At 70.9% G+C, this 16,393-nt stretch carries 17 protein-coding genes; 13 read left to right on the top strand and 4 right to left on the bottom strand.

The genetic code is table 11. The features are described from left to right. Window positions 1-127: 127 nt before the first annotated feature. The gene (locus HPS36_RS05510; RefSeq protein WP_173228988.1) at window positions 128-1,288 is read right to left on the bottom strand and encodes a M24 family metallopeptidase; all 1,161 of its coding nucleotides are present in this window, start codon (window positions 1,286-1,288) and stop codon (window positions 128-130) included. Between the two features lie 93 nt (window positions 1,289-1,381). Here HPS36_RS05510 and HPS36_RS05505 point away from each other — a divergent pair, with 93 nt between their 5' ends. Further along, window positions 1,382-1,558 carry a hypothetical protein gene (locus HPS36_RS05505; protein WP_173228986.1) on the top strand — a complete coding sequence of 59 codons (177 nt, stop codon included), beginning with the start codon at window positions 1,382-1,384 and terminating at the stop codon, window positions 1,556-1,558. 106 nt (window positions 1,559-1,664) lie between these two features. Beyond that, window positions 1,665-1,895: a DUF7543 family protein gene (locus tag HPS36_RS05500; RefSeq protein ID WP_173228984.1), complete on the top strand. Its 231-nt coding sequence runs from the start codon at window positions 1,665-1,667 to the stop codon at window positions 1,893-1,895. 49 nt (window positions 1,896-1,944) lie between these two features. On the opposite strand, the gene HPS36_RS05495 is transcribed toward HPS36_RS05500, so the two are convergent. Next, window positions 1,945-2,298 carry a VOC family protein gene (locus HPS36_RS05495; RefSeq protein WP_173228982.1) on the bottom strand — a complete coding sequence of 118 codons (354 nt, stop codon included), beginning with the start codon at window positions 2,296-2,298 and terminating at the stop codon, window positions 1,945-1,947. 67 nt (window positions 2,299-2,365) lie between these two features. Next, window positions 2,366-3,775 carry a tRNA(Ile)(2)-agmatinylcytidine synthase gene (locus HPS36_RS05490; RefSeq protein WP_173228980.1) on the bottom strand — a complete coding sequence of 470 codons (1,410 nt, stop codon included), beginning with the start codon at window positions 3,773-3,775 and terminating at the stop codon, window positions 2,366-2,368. Between the two features lie 212 nt (window positions 3,776-3,987). Here HPS36_RS05490 and HPS36_RS05485 point away from each other — a divergent pair, with 212 nt between their 5' ends. Then, window positions 3,988-4,959: a transcriptional regulator gene (locus HPS36_RS05485; RefSeq protein ID WP_137717831.1), complete on the top strand. Its 972-nt coding sequence runs from the start codon at window positions 3,988-3,990 to the stop codon at window positions 4,957-4,959. Window positions 4,960-5,018: 59 nt separating this feature from the next. On the opposite strand, the gene minD is transcribed toward HPS36_RS05485, so the two are convergent. Continuing rightward, entirely contained in the window at window positions 5,019-6,701 is a 1,683-nt protein-coding gene (minD, locus tag HPS36_RS05480) for a cell division ATPase MinD (RefSeq protein WP_173228978.1), read from the bottom strand. Window positions 6,702-6,878: 177 nt separating this feature from the next. On the opposite strand from minD, the gene ahaH reads away from it, so the two are divergent. The 10 genes from ahaH (at window position 6,879) to HPS36_RS05430 (ending at window position 16,391) form a co-directional block, all read left to right on the top strand. After that, window positions 6,879-7,235, top strand: coding sequence for an ATP synthase archaeal subunit H (ahaH, locus tag HPS36_RS05475; protein WP_173228976.1), 357 nt, complete (start codon window positions 6,879-6,881; stop codon window positions 7,233-7,235). A 4-nt stretch (window positions 7,236-7,239) separates the two neighbouring features. Next, window positions 7,240-9,444, top strand: coding sequence for a V-type ATP synthase subunit I (locus tag HPS36_RS05470; protein ID WP_173230794.1), 2,205 nt, complete (start codon window positions 7,240-7,242; stop codon window positions 9,442-9,444). A 200-nt stretch (window positions 9,445-9,644) separates the two neighbouring features. Then, window positions 9,645-9,899, top strand: coding sequence for a hypothetical protein (locus tag HPS36_RS05465; protein ID WP_004598766.1), 255 nt, complete (start codon window positions 9,645-9,647; stop codon window positions 9,897-9,899). Between the two features lie 21 nt (window positions 9,900-9,920). Continuing rightward, on the top strand, window positions 9,921-10,499 hold the full coding sequence (locus HPS36_RS05460; protein WP_173228974.1) for a V-type ATP synthase subunit E: 579 nt from the start codon (window positions 9,921-9,923) through the stop codon (window positions 10,497-10,499). Beyond that, window positions 10,496-11,542, top strand: a complete 1,047-nt coding sequence (locus HPS36_RS05455) for a V-type ATP synthase subunit C (protein WP_173228972.1) — start codon at window positions 10,496-10,498, stop codon at window positions 11,540-11,542. Before HPS36_RS05460 ends, HPS36_RS05455 begins: the two co-directional genes overlap by 4 nt. Further along, on the top strand, window positions 11,539-11,868 hold the full coding sequence (locus HPS36_RS05450; protein ID WP_173228971.1) for a V-type ATP synthase subunit F: 330 nt from the start codon (window positions 11,539-11,541) through the stop codon (window positions 11,866-11,868). Before HPS36_RS05455 ends, HPS36_RS05450 begins: the two co-directional genes overlap by 4 nt. A gap of 1 nt (window position 11,869) precedes the next feature. Further along, window positions 11,870-13,633 carry an ATP synthase subunit A gene (locus HPS36_RS05445; protein ID WP_137717826.1) on the top strand — a complete coding sequence of 588 codons (1,764 nt, stop codon included), beginning with the start codon at window positions 11,870-11,872 and terminating at the stop codon, window positions 13,631-13,633. A 2-nt stretch (window positions 13,634-13,635) separates the two neighbouring features. Then, complete coding sequence (locus tag HPS36_RS05440; RefSeq protein ID WP_053772453.1) at window positions 13,636-15,057, top strand: V-type ATP synthase subunit B; 1,422 nt, start codon at window positions 13,636-13,638, stop codon at window positions 15,055-15,057. 138 nt (window positions 15,058-15,195) lie between these two features. Further along, window positions 15,196-15,897 (top strand): V-type ATP synthase subunit D, encoded by a 702-nt coding sequence (locus HPS36_RS05435; RefSeq protein ID WP_053772454.1) that lies wholly within the window; start codon window positions 15,196-15,198, stop codon window positions 15,895-15,897. Between the two features lie 104 nt (window positions 15,898-16,001). Then, window positions 16,002-16,391, top strand: a complete 390-nt coding sequence (locus HPS36_RS05430; RefSeq protein WP_173228969.1) for a DUF6276 family protein — start codon at window positions 16,002-16,004, stop codon at window positions 16,389-16,391. Window positions 16,392-16,393 lie beyond the last annotated feature (2 nt).

Raw genomic sequence — 16,393 nt, 5'->3', positions numbered from 1 at the left:
GTGTCGAACATCGGCACGCCGGTCTCCGCCTCTTCCGTTTCGCGACACCCACGCTGAGCGGCGCGTCGCCCCCCCGACGACGGCCACGGCCACGAGCCGCCGGTCCCGCCGCTCGCCTCGCCGCCGGTCACGCCCACCCGCGGTCGGTCCGGTTCAGGCGCTCGCAGCCGTCCTCGGTGACGACCACGAGGTCCTCGATCCGACAGCCGAACCGCCCGTCGAGGTAGATTCCGGGCTCGACGGAGCAGACCATCCCCGGCTCCAGCGGGCGGTCGTTGCCGGCGACGAGGTACGGCTCCTCGTGGACGTCCAGGCCCACGCCGTGGCCGGTCCGGTGGACGAACGCGTCGCCGTACCCGGCCGCCTCGACGACCTCGCGCGCGGCGCGGTCGACGGCCGACGCGGGGACGCCCGGCCCGACCGCCTCGACGCCGGCCGCCTGCGCCTCGCGCACGACTTCGTGGACCTCGCGGTACGCCTCGCTCGGCTCGCCGCCGAAGGCGAGCGTCCGCGTCTGGTCCGACGGGTACCCGTCGACGCGCGTCCCGAAGTCCAAGACGACCGGCTCGCCAGCCCGGATCTCGCGGTCGCCGTGGCCGTGGTGGGGCTTCGCGCCGTTCTCGCCCGCCCCGACGACCGTCTCGAAGCTGACCCCGCGCCCGCCGCGCTCGGTCAGCCGGTCCGCGATCCACTCCGCGAGCGCCGCCTCCGTCATCCCGACCGCGTCGGCGCCCAGGTCGCGGAGGTCGCCGACGACCGCGTCCGCGACCCCGGCCGCCTCGCGGAGGGCCGTCAGCTCGGCGTCGTCCTTCCGCACCCGGAGGTCGGCGAGCGCCTCGCTCGCGAGCCCCCACTCGGCGTCCGGCGCCGCCGCGCGGAGGTCCTGCGTGAACCGCGCCCACATCGTGTCGTCGACGAGGAGCCGCCCCGAGTCGAGTCCGCGGTCGGCGAGCAGCTCGCGCGTCGCCGCGACCGGGTCGTCGCCGTCGCTCCACGTCCGCACCTCCCCGACGGTCGTCGCCTCTCGGATCTGCGTCTCGTACAGCGCCGGGACGAGCAGCGCCGGCTCCGGGTCGGCCGCGCTCGCCGCCGGCACGACGAGGAAGAAGTGCCGCTCGCCCGGCTCCTCGGCGAAGCCGGTGAGGTACTGGAGGTTGCGGCTCGGGAACGCGACCAGCCCCGCCGCGCCGGCCTCGTCCAGCCGCTGCGCCGCCAGCTCGCGCCGTCGCTCGTGCGCGTCGGCCGGTCGCTCTCCGCCCGACCGGTCCGCGTGTGCGTCGTCTGTCACGGGCCGGGATTCGGCCTCGGTATATAAGTAGGGTGGCCTTGCGGTGACAGCAAGCGGCGCATAACTAGGCCGGATCGGTCGTTACGTGATAGCATGTCGACCGAGAACGCCGCGACCTTCGACTGCCCGGAGTGCGACGTGAGCGCCCCCTCGACGTCGGTGCCGTACGACTCGCTCGGCTACGTCCTCTGCCCGGTGTGCGGGTACGCCGCGTCGCCGAACGCGGAGGGGTCGCCGAGCGCCGGTCGGTCGCCGAGCGCGGGCGACTGACCCGATCGACTCCGGGTGCCCGACCCGGACCGCCGGCCGGCGGACGGTGCGCGCTCGGCCGCCGCGGAACCGCACCGCTTTAGCCGCGGGGCGCGTCCGCCCGGGTATGAGCTGGTCGCTGGAGCGCGACGACGGCACGGTCACCGAGTGGGAGCGATCGGACGGGTACGCGACCGTCAGGCTCCGCGAGCGCTCGGCCGGCGGCTTCGTCGTCCGCCTCGACGTGATGGAACAGGCGACCGACGAGTCGGCCTACGAGCGCGAGCGGTTCGACGACCGGGACGCGGCCGAGGAGCGGGCGACGGCGTGGCGCGAGAAGCGCGACCTCGACGGATAGCGCGGGCCTGCGACGAGTAGGACGGGCCCTCGACGCGCGGCGCGGGCACCTACTCGATGTCGACGCCCTCGTCGAGGAAGACCTGACACTCGACGGTCCGGCCCTCGGGGTCCTCGGCGAAACACTGGTAGATGTCGTACGTCTCGTTCTCTCGCGGTTCCGTCACGACCGCGTCGCCGAGCCGCTCGCTCGCGGCGTCGACCCCGTCGCGGTCCGGGTAGACGAAGGTGAGGATGCCGCAGTCGTCGGCCGCGTCGCGCTCGCAGAACCCGAACAGGAACCCGTCGAACTCTAAGATCGTACAGTCGGGCTGTTCGAGCCGCACGGTCGCGTTCAGCCGCTCGCGGTAGAACTCGACGACCGCGTCGCGCCGCTCCGTCGCGTGGAAGACGATGCCGGTCATAGCGGTCGCTCGCGGCGGAGGCACTTCATCGCTCCGGGCGACGCGGTCGAGGTCGCCGGACGCGATTTCACCGCTCCGGGTGCGCGGGCGCGTCGAACCCGCCGCGGACGAGCGGCTTCGCGACGTGGCGGCGCGCGCTCGGCGGCACCTCGTACCACCCCGGTTCGAGGTCGCGTTCGATCGGTTCCGCGACCTTCCCCGGCGCGCTCGTCCCGCAGTCGCGACACCGGTACCCCTGTCCGCTCCCCGCCGACGACATCGACCGCCCGCAGTCGGGGCAGGTCGGGACCGCTGGCGCAGTCCGGACGAGGTCGCGGACGGCGAACTTCTCCAGTTTCAGGGTGCTCTCGGGCCCCGCCGCGTCCGCCCGTACCTCGTGTTCGCCGCAGAGGGTGACGCGGTCGCCCGGCCGGAGCGCGCGCACCCGGTCGCGGAACCGACCCGTGGGAGCGAACGCGACGGCGCGGAGACGGTCGGCGTCGGTCCCGTCCCCGGCGTCGGCCGCGCCGTCGTCGGCGACCGCGTCGCGGTCGGCCGCCACGTCGACGTGGACGTGTCCCCCCCGTTTCGTCTCCGGCTGGCTCGCGATCCTCCCGGCGACCCGATAGCCGGCGCCGTCGCGGAGGTCGCCGATCCGGCCGGGCGCGAGGTGCGCGTCCGTGCCCTGGTTCGTCAGGAACGTCGCCGCGCGCTCGACCGGCTCGCCCTCGATCCCGTCCGCGACCTCGCGGCACGCGGCCGGGTCGTCGCCGCGGATCCCGTGGAGGATCGGGCCGGGGGCGTTCGGGACGCAGACGGCCGCGCCGGTCTCGCGGTCGACGGTATCCCAGACCGTCGGGTAGCCCTCCGCCGCGGCGTCGAAGACGCTGTCGGCGTCGACCTCGCGCGGCGTCCCGCAGCGGTCCAGCTCGCGGTAGGAGATGCGCTCGAAGGTCCAGTCGTCGAACGCGGCCGGCGCGCCCACCGCCGCGAGCGCGCCGATCCGGCCCCGCCCCGCGACGGCCTCGTCCGCTCTCTCCGCCCCGCCGGCCGAGCCGACCGCGGCGTGTCGGAAGCCGTGTTCCTCCGCGGTCTCGACCGCCTCCACGACGGAGAGCCGCTCGCGGAGCGCGCGCCGCGCGAACGCGGCGACCGCCTCGGGGATCGGCGCGCCGGTCGGGTCGAAGGGGTCGCCGTCGGCGTCGCGGTCGGCGACGACGACGCCGGGGGAGGTCCGCGGGTCCGCCGCGGCGGCGAACTCCTCGACCGCCTCGACCGCGACCGCCGCGGCCCGCTCCGCGTCGACCCCGGAGACGTGGAGCGCGACCGCGGCGTTCCCGCGCGTCTTGTGTTTCACCGCCGGGTTCAGGCGGACGAGGAGGCGCCGCCGGATCCGGGCGCCGCCGTCCGCGAGCCGCGCCGCGATCCGCGTCGCCACGTACGTCGTGCACATCCCGCGCTCGCGGGAGTCGGTGTCGTCGACGGCGACGATCGGCATGTGCCCGCGTTCGCGGCGGCGCGTCAAGCCCCTTTCGAGGCCGGCCTCCCCCGACCGCCGAGGGGAACCCCGCGGTTCGCCGACCGCGTTTCGGGGCCGGTCGAGTATTTAACCGTTTCCCGCCGCGAACGGCCGAAATCGCAGGCGGGCGGCAGTTTCGTCGTTATCCCGACGACACAACGCATATATACGGCGAGACGCTTATTCCGGCTATGTCCCGGACTGCGCTCATCGGGAACGTCACCGCGATGCTGGAGGACGCAGGGTTCCTCGTCAGCGACCGGTGTGCGGTCCGGCCCAAGAGCTTCGACGTGGCGGCCCGCCGCGACGAGGACCTCCTCCTGTTGAAGATCCTCGGCAACGTCGACGCGCTCGACGCGGAGACCGGCGCGGAGATGCGCCGGCTCGGCGAGTACCTCAGAGGGACGCCGATGGTCATCGGGATCCGCACCCGCGACGAGGAGCTGAAGCCCGGCGTCGTCTACTTCCGACACGGCGTGCCGGTGATCAACCCCGACACCGCCTACGACCTGTTCGTCGAGGGGATGCCGCCGCTCATCTACGCCGCCCCCGGCGGCCTGTACGTCAGCCTCGACGGCGACCTGCTGGCCGACGAGCGCGAGGAGCGCGGCTGGTCGCTCGGCCGGCTCGCGAACGAGCTGGGCGTCTCCCGGCGCACCGTCTCGAAGTACGAGGACGGGATGAACGCCTCCATCGAGGTGGCGATCCAGCTGGAGGAGCTGTTCGACCAGCCGTTCTCCAGCCCGGTGGACGTGCTCGACGGCGCGGACGAGGTCCGCGACTCGGAGCCGACCCCCTCCGCGCCCGAGGCTGACCCCGACGACGAGCACGTCCTCCACGTGCTCACGAGCGCGGGCTTCACCGTCCACCCGACCGCTCGCGCCCCGTTCAAGGCCGTCTCGGAGGACGAGGACAGCCCGGCGACGCGCGTGCTCACCGGCCACTCGGCGTTCACCGCCGCGGCCGAGAAGCGCGCCCGGATCATGTCCTCCATCGGCGAGGTGGCCCGGACCCGCTCGGTGTACTTCACGGAGGAGGACGAGAAGCGCGAGTCGGTCGACGGCACCGCCCTCGTCTCCTGCGAGGAGCTCGCCGAGGTCACCGACCCCGAGGAGATCCGCGAGCTGATCCGCGACCGCGCCCGCGCCCCCTCCGAGGCCTGACCGGCTCGCCGCGGCCCACCCGGTTCTCCCGTCTCACTCCCGCCGACGAGCCGCCGCCCTCACCGGCCGAGTAGTCGACTGAAGAAGCCGCCGTCCTTCTCCTCGTCGTCGTCGGCGTCCGCGGTCGGCTCCGACTCGGCGCCCGCGTCCGCCGAGCCTTCCTCGTCGTCCGCGCCCGTCCCGCTCTCGCCGTCCTCCTCGGACAGCACGGTGTTCATCGTCCCGGTGTCGTCGTCGCGGAACGGGATGCTGCCCGCGAGCTCGTCGTCGATGTCGTCGTCGGTCTCCGAATCCGCGCCCGAACCGCCCTCGGGCCCGTCGCCGCCGGCGTCGCGCCCGGCGGTCGCCCCGCGCGCCGTCTCGTCCGCGTCGGGGATCGCGTCCGACTCCTCGTCCGTCGCGGCCTCGGGGCCGGTGGCCTCGAGCTCGGCGGCCGCTCTCCCGCCGCTCACGGACCCGTCGCCGGCGTCGGGTCCGCCGGCCTCGTCGCTCTCGGTCGCCTCTCGGTCGGCGTCGATGCCCTCGCGAGCCGCCCCGTCGCCGTCGTCGACGGACTCCTCCGGCTCGTCGCCGTCGTCGGCTGTTCCCTCGTCGGTCGTCTCGCCTCCGTCATCGTCGGAGGCCTCGCTCCCGCCGTCACCCGCGTCGTCGCCGGCTTCGTCGGTGTCGTCGGCCGCGTCCGGACCCGTCGCCTCGCTCTCGCTCGCGACGATGATGTCGTCGCCGTCGCCGGGCTCCGCCACCCCGGTCGCGTCCGGATCCGCGACGATGATGTCCTCGTCCTCCCCGTCGGCCTCGTCCGGCTCGCCGGTCTCTTCCGCTTCGTCGACCTCGCCCTCGCCGCCGTCGGGCTCGTCGTCGGCCGCCGGCCCGTCGTCGACGATCACCGCGTCGTCGTCGGGCGCGTCCGGCTGTCCGTCCTCGGTCTCGTCGCCCGTCTCGTGCGCTTCCTCGGCCTCGTCATCGATCTCGCCCTCGGCTTCCGCTGCGGGCGCCTCGGTGCCGCCGACCGCCTCGGCCGCGGGCTCGTCGAGCCCGGCCCCGTCGACGGCCGCGCCGGTCAGCGCTCGGGCGAGGTCGCGGTACGCGCGCGTCGCCGGCGCGTCGGGCGCGACGGCCAGCAGCGGGCGGTTCGCCGCCGCGGCCCGAGCCACGTCCTCGTCGTCCGGGATCCGGCCGAGGACGGGGACGTCGAGCAGGGCGGTGACGACCTCGTCGGTGTCGTCGGTCACGCGGGTGATCGCGGCGCCGGCGACGGTCCCGCCGAGCCGCTCGGTCAGCTGCCGCGTCTTCTCGGTGTCGCCGAGGGCGCTCCGCTCCGGCGTCGAGACGAGCAGCGTCTCGTCGGCGATCGCGAGCGGGAGCGTGGAGTCGTGGGACAGCCCGGCGCCCGCGTCGACGAACACGTAGTCCGCGTCGTCGAACGCCTCGACGACCCGGCGGAGCCCCGACGGGTCCGCGGCGGCGTACGCGTCGAGATCGGTCGCCCCCGGGACGACCCGGAGGCCGGACGGCCCCTCGCGGACCGCATCCTCCGGGTCCGCCTCGCCGGCCAGGGCGTCGTGGAGGGTGGTCTCGCCGGGCGTCACCCCGACGGCGCCCGCGAGGTTCGCCATGCCGAGGTCGGCGTCGATCGCGACGACGTCGGCGCCCGAGTCCGCCAGGATCGTCGCCAGCGCGGCCGTCGTGGTGGTCTTCCCGACCCCACCCTTCGCCGACGCGACCGCATACACCGTTGCCATACGGTGAGGGTCCGGCGACTGCTACTTAAATGTAGGCGGCGGCGCCCGGATCTCCCGGCCGTCGCGGCCGGGTCCCGGCCGGAATCCGGGCGAGATCGCCCCGGAATCGGCGCGCAACCCCGCGGGCTTTCGCAAACACCTTATACGTCGCTTGTAGAGTTTCAGGCGATTAGTAGCATGGCGAGACCAGAGGTGCTCAACTCGATCAAGGAGGCCGAACGGGAGGCGGACGAGATCATCGCTGACGCGGAAGCGGACGCCGAGGAGCGCCTCGCCGAAGCTCGAGAGCGCGCGGACGAGATCCGCGCCGAGGCCGAGGAGGAGGCGGAGGCCGAGGCCCAAGAGCGGCTCGAAGCGGCCCGAGAAGAGATCGAGGAGCGGCGCGAGGAGATCCTCGAATCGGGGCGTGCCGACCGCGACGAGCTCGAACGCGAGGCCCGCGACCGTGTGGAATCGGCCGTCGAATACGCCGTAGAACAGTTCGAGGCGGCGGTCCACGACCAGGCCGAGGAGGCGGTGGATGCTCAGGCCTGAGCAGATGAGCCGGGTGTCGGTGACGGGCTCGAAGCGCGTCATCGACGACGTCATCGAGGCGGCGTACGCCCACCACTCCCTGCACGTCACGGACTACGACGACCGGTACGAGGGGTTCGAGCCCGGGACGTCGCTCGACGGCGCGGAGACCGTCAACGAGCGCCTCGTCACGGTCCGGTCGCTCGAGAGCATCCTCGACGTCGACGAGGACGACGCCGAGGTCGCCCGGTCGCTCGACGACGACGAGCTCGTCGCCGAGCTCGAACGGGTCCGCGAGCGGGTCAACGAGCTCAACGACGAGCGCGACGAGCTCCAGGCCGCGATCCGCGACTGCCAGGAGGAGATCGACCGGATGGAGCCGTTCGCCGAGCTCGGGATCGACCTCGAGTACCTGCGCGGCTACGACTCGGTCGAGGTCGTCGTCGGCGAGGCCAAGCCCGACGCGGTCGAGGCCGCGCTCGCCGACGCCGACTCGATCGACGTCTTCGACGTGTTCGTCGGCGGCGACGTGCTCGCCATCGTCGCGCGGCCGACGGACCCCGACGCCGAGGGCGTCGTTCAGGACGCGCTCGTCGGCGTCGACATCGCGCTGCTCGACGTGCCGGACGCCGACGCCAGCCCGGAGGAGTACGTCGCGGAGCTGGAGGCCGAGCAGGCCGACCTCCGCGACGAGCTCGCCGGCGTCGAGCGCCAGCTCGAATCGGTGAAAGAGGAGGCGGCGGGCTTCCTGCTGCGCGCGGAAGAGCAGCTCACCATCGAGGCCGAGAAGAAGGAGGCGCCGCTCTCGTTCGCGACCACCGAGAACGCCTTCGTCGCGGAGGGGTGGGTGCCGACCGAGACGTACCCCGACTTCGAGGCGGCGATCGTCGACGCGGTCGGCGACCACGTCGAGGTCGAGGAGCTCGAACGCGCCTCGTTCACCCCCGACGGCGACCACCACGCCGAGCCGGTCGACGACGAGTCGGGCGGCGCCGAGGGCGCGAGCGCCGCTGACGCGGACCGCGAGACGGAGACGGCGGTCGCCACCGACGGCGGCCACGCGGCGCACGGCTCCGACGACCCGCCGGTCGTCCAAGACAACGGCAGCGCGGCCGGCCCGTTCGAACTCCTCGTTCAGGCGTTCGGGCGGCCGAAGTACTCGGAGTTCGACCCGACGCTCCTCGTCTTCCTCACGTTCCCGGCGATGTTCGGGTTCATGATCGGCGACGTCGGGTACGGAGTCCTCTACGCCGCCATCGGGTTCTTCATGTACTCGAACTACGAGGGGGCGTTCCGCGAGCTCGGCTCCGTCGCGATGTGGGCCGGCGGCTTCACGATACTGTTCGGGATCTACTTCGGGATCGACCTGTTCGGCTACCACGCCTACCAGCTGCTCGGCATCCACTGGCCGGTCGCCGGGAAGGGGCTCTCGCCCGCCGACCTCAACTGGGGGCTGTCCTTCCTCGTCGTGAGCGTGGTGTTCGGGATCGTCCACCTGAACGTCGGTCACGTGCTCTCGTTCGTGAGCACCGCCCAGCAGCACGACCTCAAACACGCCGTGTACGAGGCCGGCTCGTGGCTGCTGATCCTCAACGGCGCGTGGATCTGGATCTTCAGCCAGCACGTGCCCGGTCCGAAGCCCGACTTCCTGTTCGAGGCGGTCTCGATCCTGACGTTCGGCGCGGTCTCGTTCAGCGGGTTCCCGGTCGTCGTCGGCATCGCCGGCGCCGTCGGCGCCCTGCTCGGGATCGTGCTGCTCGGCATCGGCGAGCCGCCGGAGCTCGCGGAGTTCCTCTCGCCGATCGTCAACGTCATCTCGTACGCCCGGATCATGGCCGTCCTGCTCGCGAAGGGCGGGATGGCGCTCGCGGTCAACCTGCTCGCGTTCGGCGCCTACATCGACGACGGCGGCGACGGGAGCTTCCACTTCATCTTCAGCGCGGACTACCTCGCCAAGGTGCAAGAGACCGCGGACTACGAGCTCGTGTTCGCGGGGATCACCACGGCGTTCGACCCGGCCTCGATCGGTCTGGTCGGGATCGTCGCCTTGGTGGGCGGGATCCTCGTGGCCGTCGTCGGCCACGTCGTCGTCCTCCTGCTCGGGGTCACGTCCGCCGGCATTCAGGCGGTCCGCCTCGAGTACGTGGAGTTCTTCGGGAACTTCTACGAGGGCGGCGGCCGCGCGTACCTCCCGTTCGGCCGCGACCGGAAGTACACCCGCGACGACTGACGACGCCCGGTCGTCGGTCGCCGCTCGGTCTCGCCGCTTCGACCGCGGTCGAACCCGGCAATTCCGTCGGGTTCTGACGCGGATAGCACCCGCTTTCCCCGCCGTTCTCCCGGATTCCGTTCGGTCGTTTTGGGAAGCTTTATGACTCCTGTAGGGGCAAATAGCAACCGTTCGGAGACGAGCAACAGCAACTACTACCAATGTTTGAAGCTACCAACGAACTCGGGAACCTCGTACTGTCGACCGGTGGAACGCTGACTGACCCCAACGCCGCGGCGGCGCTCGCCGTCGGGCTCGCGGCGCTGGGCGCAGGCTACGCGGAGCGCGGTATCGGGTCGGCCGCCGTCGGCGCGATGGCCGAGGACGACGACCTCTTCGTCAACGGGCTCATCCTGACGGTCCTTCCCGAGACGATCGTCATCCTCGCGCTCGTCGTCGTCTTCATCGTCGGGTAACTCTCCAGCGTTTTTCAACCAATGAGTTTGGAAACCGTCGTTGAGGACGTTGAAGATGAGGCCCGCGCGCGTGCGGAGGAGATCCGAGAACAGGCCGAGGCGGAGGCCGACGAGGTCATCGACGAGGCGGAGGCCGACGCGGACCGCATCCGCGAGGAGCGGCTCGAAGCGGTCGAGAGCCAGATCGACCAGGAGCGCGAACAGACGCTCTCGTCGGCGAAGCTCGAGGCCAAACAGGAGCGGCTGGGCGCCCGCCGCGACGTCTTGGAGGACGTCCACGACGAGGTCGAGGCGGCGATAGCCGACCTCGACGGCGACGACCGCCGCGACCTCACGGAGGCCTTACTCGACGCGACCCTCGCGGAGTTCGACGACGACGAGGACGTCGCCGTCTACACCCGCGCCGAGGACGTCGAGCTGCTCGAAGAGCTCGTGGCGGACCGCAACGCCGAGGTCGACGGCGAGGTCGACTGCCTCGGCGGCGTCGTCGCGGAGAGCGACACCTCCCGCGTTCGCGTGAACAACACGTTCGACTCGATCCTGGAGTCCGTCTGGGACGACGAGTTGAAGAACATCTCGGAGCGGCTGTTCGACCAATGAGCGCCGCCGGTAGCTCGAACCCCGAGTACGTCGTCGCGCGGGTTCGTGCCCGCCGCGGCAGCCTCTACGGGGACGAGGAGTACCGCAAGCTGACCCGGATGGGGCCGGCCGAGATCGCCCGGTTCATGGAGGAGTCGAGCTACGGCGAGGAGGTCAACGCGCTCGGCAGCCGCCACGGCGGCGTGGACCTGATCGAGTACGCGCTGAACCGGAACCTCGCCGAGCAGTTCGACGCCATCCTCGACTGGAGCGAGGGGCCGCTGTACGACCTCATCGCCCGCTACCTCCGGAAGTTCGACGCCTGGAACGTGAAGACGGTCATCCGCGGCGTCTACACCGACGCGGACCAGTCGGCCGTCGAGGCCGACCTGATCCGCGCCGGCGAGTTCGACGACCGGCGCGTCCGTCGGCTGCTGGAGGCGGACTCGATCGACGGCGTGATCGAGGTCCTCGAAGACACGATCTACGGCGAGCCGCTGCGCGAGGCGTTCGCCGAGTACGAGGAGACGGGCGTGCTGGTGCCCTTGGAGAACGCGGTCGACCGCGCGTTCTACGAGCGGCTCCTCTCCGGGCTCGGCGGCGACGAGCCGACCCGGCAGTACGAGGCGTTCCTCAAGGCGGAGGTCGACTTCCGGAACGCGACGAACGCGCTCCGGCTCGCCCGCTCGGGCGCGGACATCGACCCCGCGGCGTACTTCATCGAGGGCGGCGACCTGTTCACCCGCTCGTCGCTCGCGCGGCTGGCGCAGAACCTCGACGAGCTAGTCGAGTACATCGGCGACAGCCAGTACGGCGACGAGCTCGGGCCCGCGCTGCGCGAGCTCGAGGAGGCGGACAGCCTCATCGCGTTCGAGCACGCCATCGACGGCGCGCTGTTGGCGTACGGCGACCGCCTCGGCACGATCCACCCGGTGTCGGTCACCCCGGTGATCTCCTACATCCTCGCGAAGGAGCGCGAGACGGAGAACATCCGGGCGATCGCCCGCGGGAAGGAGGCCGGCCTCTCGCCCGAGGAGATCGAATCGGAGCTGGTGATAACATGAGCCAGGAGATAGCGGTCGTCGGCAGCCCGGAGTTCACGACCGGATTCCGCCTCGCCGGCGTCCGAGCGTTCGAGAACGTGCCGGACGACGAGAAGGACGAGCGGCTCGACGACGCCGTCGAGCGGACGCTCGACGACGACGACGTCGGCATCATCGTGATGCACGACGACGACCTCGACCACCTCTCGCGGGGGACCCGCGAGGCCGTCGAGGGGAGCATCGAGCCGGTCCTCGTGACGCTCGGCGGCTCCGGCGCCGGCAGCGGCGGGCTGCGCGACCAGATCAAACGCGCCATCGGCATCGACCTGATGGAGGAAGACGACTAATATGAGCAAAGCAGACACAACCGACGCCGAGACAGACAGCGGCGTCATTCAGAGCGTGAGCGGTCCGGTCGTGACCGCCCGCGATCTCAACGCCCGCATGAACGACGTCGTCTACGTCGGCGACGAAGGGCTCATGGGGGAAGTGATCGAGATCGAGGGCGACCTCACGACCGTTCAGGTGTACGAGGAGACCTCCGGCGTCGGCCCCGGCGAACCCGTCGAGAACACGGGCGAGCCGCTGTCGGTCGACCTCGGCCCGGGGATGCTGGACGCCATCTACGACGGCGTTCAGCGCCCCCTGGACGTGCTGGAGGGCAAGATGGGCAGTCCGTACCTCGACCGCGGGGTCGACGCGCCCGGTATCGACCTCGAGGAGGAGTGGGAGTTCGAGCCCGAGGTCGAGGCAGGCGACGTCGTCGAGCCCGGCGACATCGTCGGGATCGTCGAGGAGACGGTCACCATCGACCACAAGGTCATGGTGCCGCCGGACTACGAGGGCGGCGAGGTCGTCGCTGCCGAGTCCGGGAGCTTCGACGTGACCGAGACGGTCGTCGAGCTGGACAACGGCGAGGAGATCTCGATGCACCAGGAGTGGCCGGTGCGCGAGGCCCGCCCCGCCAACGACAAGAAGACGCCTCGGACGCCGCTGGTGTCCGGCCAGCGCATCCTCGACGGCCTGTTCCCCATCGCGAAGGGCGGGACGGCCGCCATCCCCGGGCCGTTCGGCTCCGGGAAGACGGTCACCCAGCACCAGCTCGCGAAGTACGCCGACGCGGACATCATCGTCTACGTCGGCTGCGGCGAGCGCGGCAACGAGATGACCGAAGTCATCGAGGACTTCCCCGAGCTGGAGGACCCGGCCAACGGCAACCCGCTGATGGCCCGCACCTCGCTCATCGCGAACACCTCGAACATGCCCGTCGCGGCGCGTGAGTCCTGTATCTACACGGGGATAACGATCGCCGAGTACTACCGCGACATGGGGTACGACGTGGCGCTGATGGCCGACTCCACCTCGCGGTGGGCGGAGGCCATGCGCGAGATCTCCTCCCGGCTGGAGGAGATGCCCGGCGAGGAGGGGTACCCCGCGTACCTCGCCGCCCGCCTGGCGCAGTTCTACGAGCGCGCCGGCTACTTCGAGAACATCAACGGGACGGAGGGCTCCGTCTCGGCGATCGGCGCGGTGTCGCCGCCCGGCGGCGACTTCTCCGAGCCGGTCACCCAGAACACGCTGCGTATCGTGAAGACGTTCTGGGCGCTCGACGCGGACCTGGCGGAGCGGCGCCACTTCCCGTCGATCAACTGGAACGAGTCCTACTCGCTGTACAAAGACCAGCTCGACCCCTGGTTCGAAGACGAGGTCGCCGACGACTGGGCCGAGCGGCGCCAGTGGGCGGTCGACGTGCTCGACGAGGAGACGGAGCTGCAAGAGATCGTCCAGCTCGTCGGGAAGGACGCCCTGCCCGACGACCAGCAGCTCACTCTGGAGGTCGCGCGCTACCTGCGCGAGGCCTACCTCCAGCAGAACGCGTTCCACCCGGTCGACACGTTCTGTCCGCCGGAGAAGACGTACCTCATGCTGACGACGATCCAGACGTTCAACGACGAGGCGTTCGACGCGCTCGACGCCGGCGTCCCGGTCGAGGAGATCATCGACATCGACTCGGCCCCGCGGATTAACCGTATCGGCGTCCAAGAGGACTACGAGGAGTACGTCGAGGATCTCAAAGCGGAGATCACCGAGGAGCTCCGGAGCCTCTACTGACCATGAAAGAGTATCAAACCATCACCGAGATCAGCGGTCCCCTCGTGTACGCCGAGGTCGACGAGGCGATCGGCTACGACGAGATCGTCGAGATCGAGACGGCACAGGGGGAGACGCTGCGCGGACAGGTGCTCGAATCCTCGGAGGACGTGGTCGCCATCCAGGTCTTCGAGGGCACCTCAGGCATCGACCGAGACGCGTCCGTCCGCTTCCTGGGCGAGACGATGAAGATGCCCGTCACCGAGGACCTCCTCGGGCGGGTGCTCGACGGCTCCGGCCGCCCGATCGACGACGGCCCGGAGATCGTTCCCGAGGAGCGCCAGGACATCGTCGGCGCGGCGATCAACCCGTACTCCCGGGAGTACCCCGAGGAGTTCATCGAGACGGGCGTCTCCGCCATCGACGGCATGAACACCCTGGTCCGGGGGCAGAAGCTCCCGATCTTCTCCAGCTCCGGCCAGCCGCACAGCGAGCTCGCGATGCAGATCGCGCGGCAGGCCAGCGTGCCCGAAGAGGAGGAGGGCGACGACGAGGAGGGCTCCGAGTTCGCCGTCATCTTCGGCGCGATGGGGATCACCCAGGAGGAGGCCAACGAGTTCATGGAGGACTTCGAGCGCACCGGCGCGCTCGAACGCTCCGTCGTGTTCATGAACCTCGCGGACGACCCCGCCGTCGAGCGGACGGTCACGCCGCGGATGGTCCTGACGACGGCCGAGTACCTCGCCTTCGAGAAGGACTACCACGTCCTCGTCATCCTGACGGACATGACCAACTACTGCGAGGCGCTCCGCGAGATCGGGGCGGCCCGCGAGGAGGTGCCCGGCCGCCGCGGGTACCCCGGGTACATGTACACCGACCTGGCGCAGCTGTACGAGCGCGCCGGCCGGATCAAGGGCCGCGAGGGCTCGGTCACGCAGATCCCGATCCTCACGATGCCGGGCGACGACGACACCCACCCGATCCCGGACCTGACCGGGTACATCACGGAGGGGCAGATCTACGTCGACCCGGACCTCAACAGCCAGGGCCTCCAGCCGCCGATCAACGTCCTCCCCAGCCTGTCGCGGCTGATGGACGACGGCATCGGCGAGGGGCTCACCCGCGCCGACCACGCCGACGTGAAAGACCAGATGTTCGCGGCGTACGCGGAGGGCGAGGACCTCCGCGACCTCGTGAACATCGTCGGTCGCGAGGCGCTGTCGGAGCTGGACAACAAGTACCTCGACTTCGCGGACGCCTTCGAGTCCGAGTTCATCGACCAGGGCTTCGACGAGAACCGCGACATCGACGAGACGCTCTCGATCGGCTGGGACCTCCTCTCGATGCTGCCGAAGGACGCCCTCAACCGGATCGACGAGGAGTTCATCGAGGAGCACTACCGCGAGGACGAGTCCGAGCGCGAAGTCCTCGAAGCGGCCGACTGACGGCCCGACTCACTTTTTGACGCCTGCGACGCCGCCGCCGGACAGCGGCGCTGCTCGCCGTCGCTCCCAGTTGTCGTCGGGGGTGACCCGCCGCGTCTGAAAAGAATTAACCGCCTCGGAGCGGAAGCTTCCCCCAAGATGGCCAAGGACGTCAAACCGACGCGGAAGAACCTGATGGCGATCGAGGACCGCATCGAGCTCTCCGAGCGCGGTCACGACACGCTCGAACAGAAGCGCGACGGGCTCATCATGGAGTTCATGGACATCCTCGACCAGGCGCAGGACGTCCGGTCCGAGGTCTCCGAGAACTACGAGACGGCCCAGCGCAAGATCGACATGGCCCGCGCGATGGAGGGCGACGTCGCCGTCCGCGGCGCGGCCGCGGCGCTGAAAGAGCACCCCGAGATCACGACCCAGTCGAAGAACATCATGGGCGTCGTGGTCCCGCAGATCGAGTCCTCGAAGGTTCAGAAGAGCCTCGACGAGCGCGGCTACGGCCTGCTGGGCTCCTCGGCGCGGATCGACGAGGCGGCCGACGCCTACGAGGAGCTGTTAGAGAAGATCATCCTCGCGGCCGAGGTCGAGACGGCGATGAAGAAGATGCTCACCGAGATCGAGACCACGAAGCGCCGCGTGAACGCCTTGGAGTTCACGCTGCTCCCGACGCTCTACGAGAACCAGGAGTACATCGAGCAGAAGCTCGAAGAACAGGAGCGCGAGGAGATCTTCCGCATGAAGAAGATCAAAGCGAAGAAGGAGGAAGAAGAGCGGGCGGAGGCCGAGGAGGCGACCGCGGAGGTCGCGGCCGCGGAGACCGAAGAGCCCGAGCCCGCCGACTGACGCCCTCGCGGCGCCGCTCTCGAATCGCCATCACCGCTTCCGCGCCGGTCGCCGCTCGTTTTCCCGCCGTCGGCTTTTAGCCCGCCCCGCCCGTAGCGACGGGCGTGTCCTGTCCACACTGCGGCGCCGAGGCCGTCGCCTTCGCGGTGCCGCCGGCGCTCCGCGAATACGCTCCCGCCGATCCGGCGGCGATCTGTACGCGGTGTCTCCGCGTTGCCGCGCCCGACGAGGCGGGCGTCGCGGACGCGGCGACCGACGACCCCGACCTCGCCCGCGTCGACCCCGCCTTCCCGTCCGGTGAGGCCGGGATCGCCCTGGCGCTCTGCTGCGGGAAACTGGAGTCGTTCGCCACGAACCGCGCGTCGATCGAGGCCCTTGTCCGCCACGCCGAGGGGGCGGGCGCGGACGTGTTCGCGTTCCTCGGCCGGCTCGACGCCGCCGACGCCGCGTTCGACCTCGACCGGCGCCGGAAGGCCCTGATCGACGCTCTCTGACC

It is taken from the genome of Halorubrum salinarum (genome assembly GCF_013267195.1).
Taxonomy (GTDB): Archaea; Halobacteriota; Halobacteria; order Halobacteriales; family Haloferacaceae; genus Halorubrum; species Halorubrum salinarum.
The sequence above is the reverse complement of the archived record's forward strand: the minus strand, read 5'-3'. Positions and strand labels throughout refer to the sequence as shown.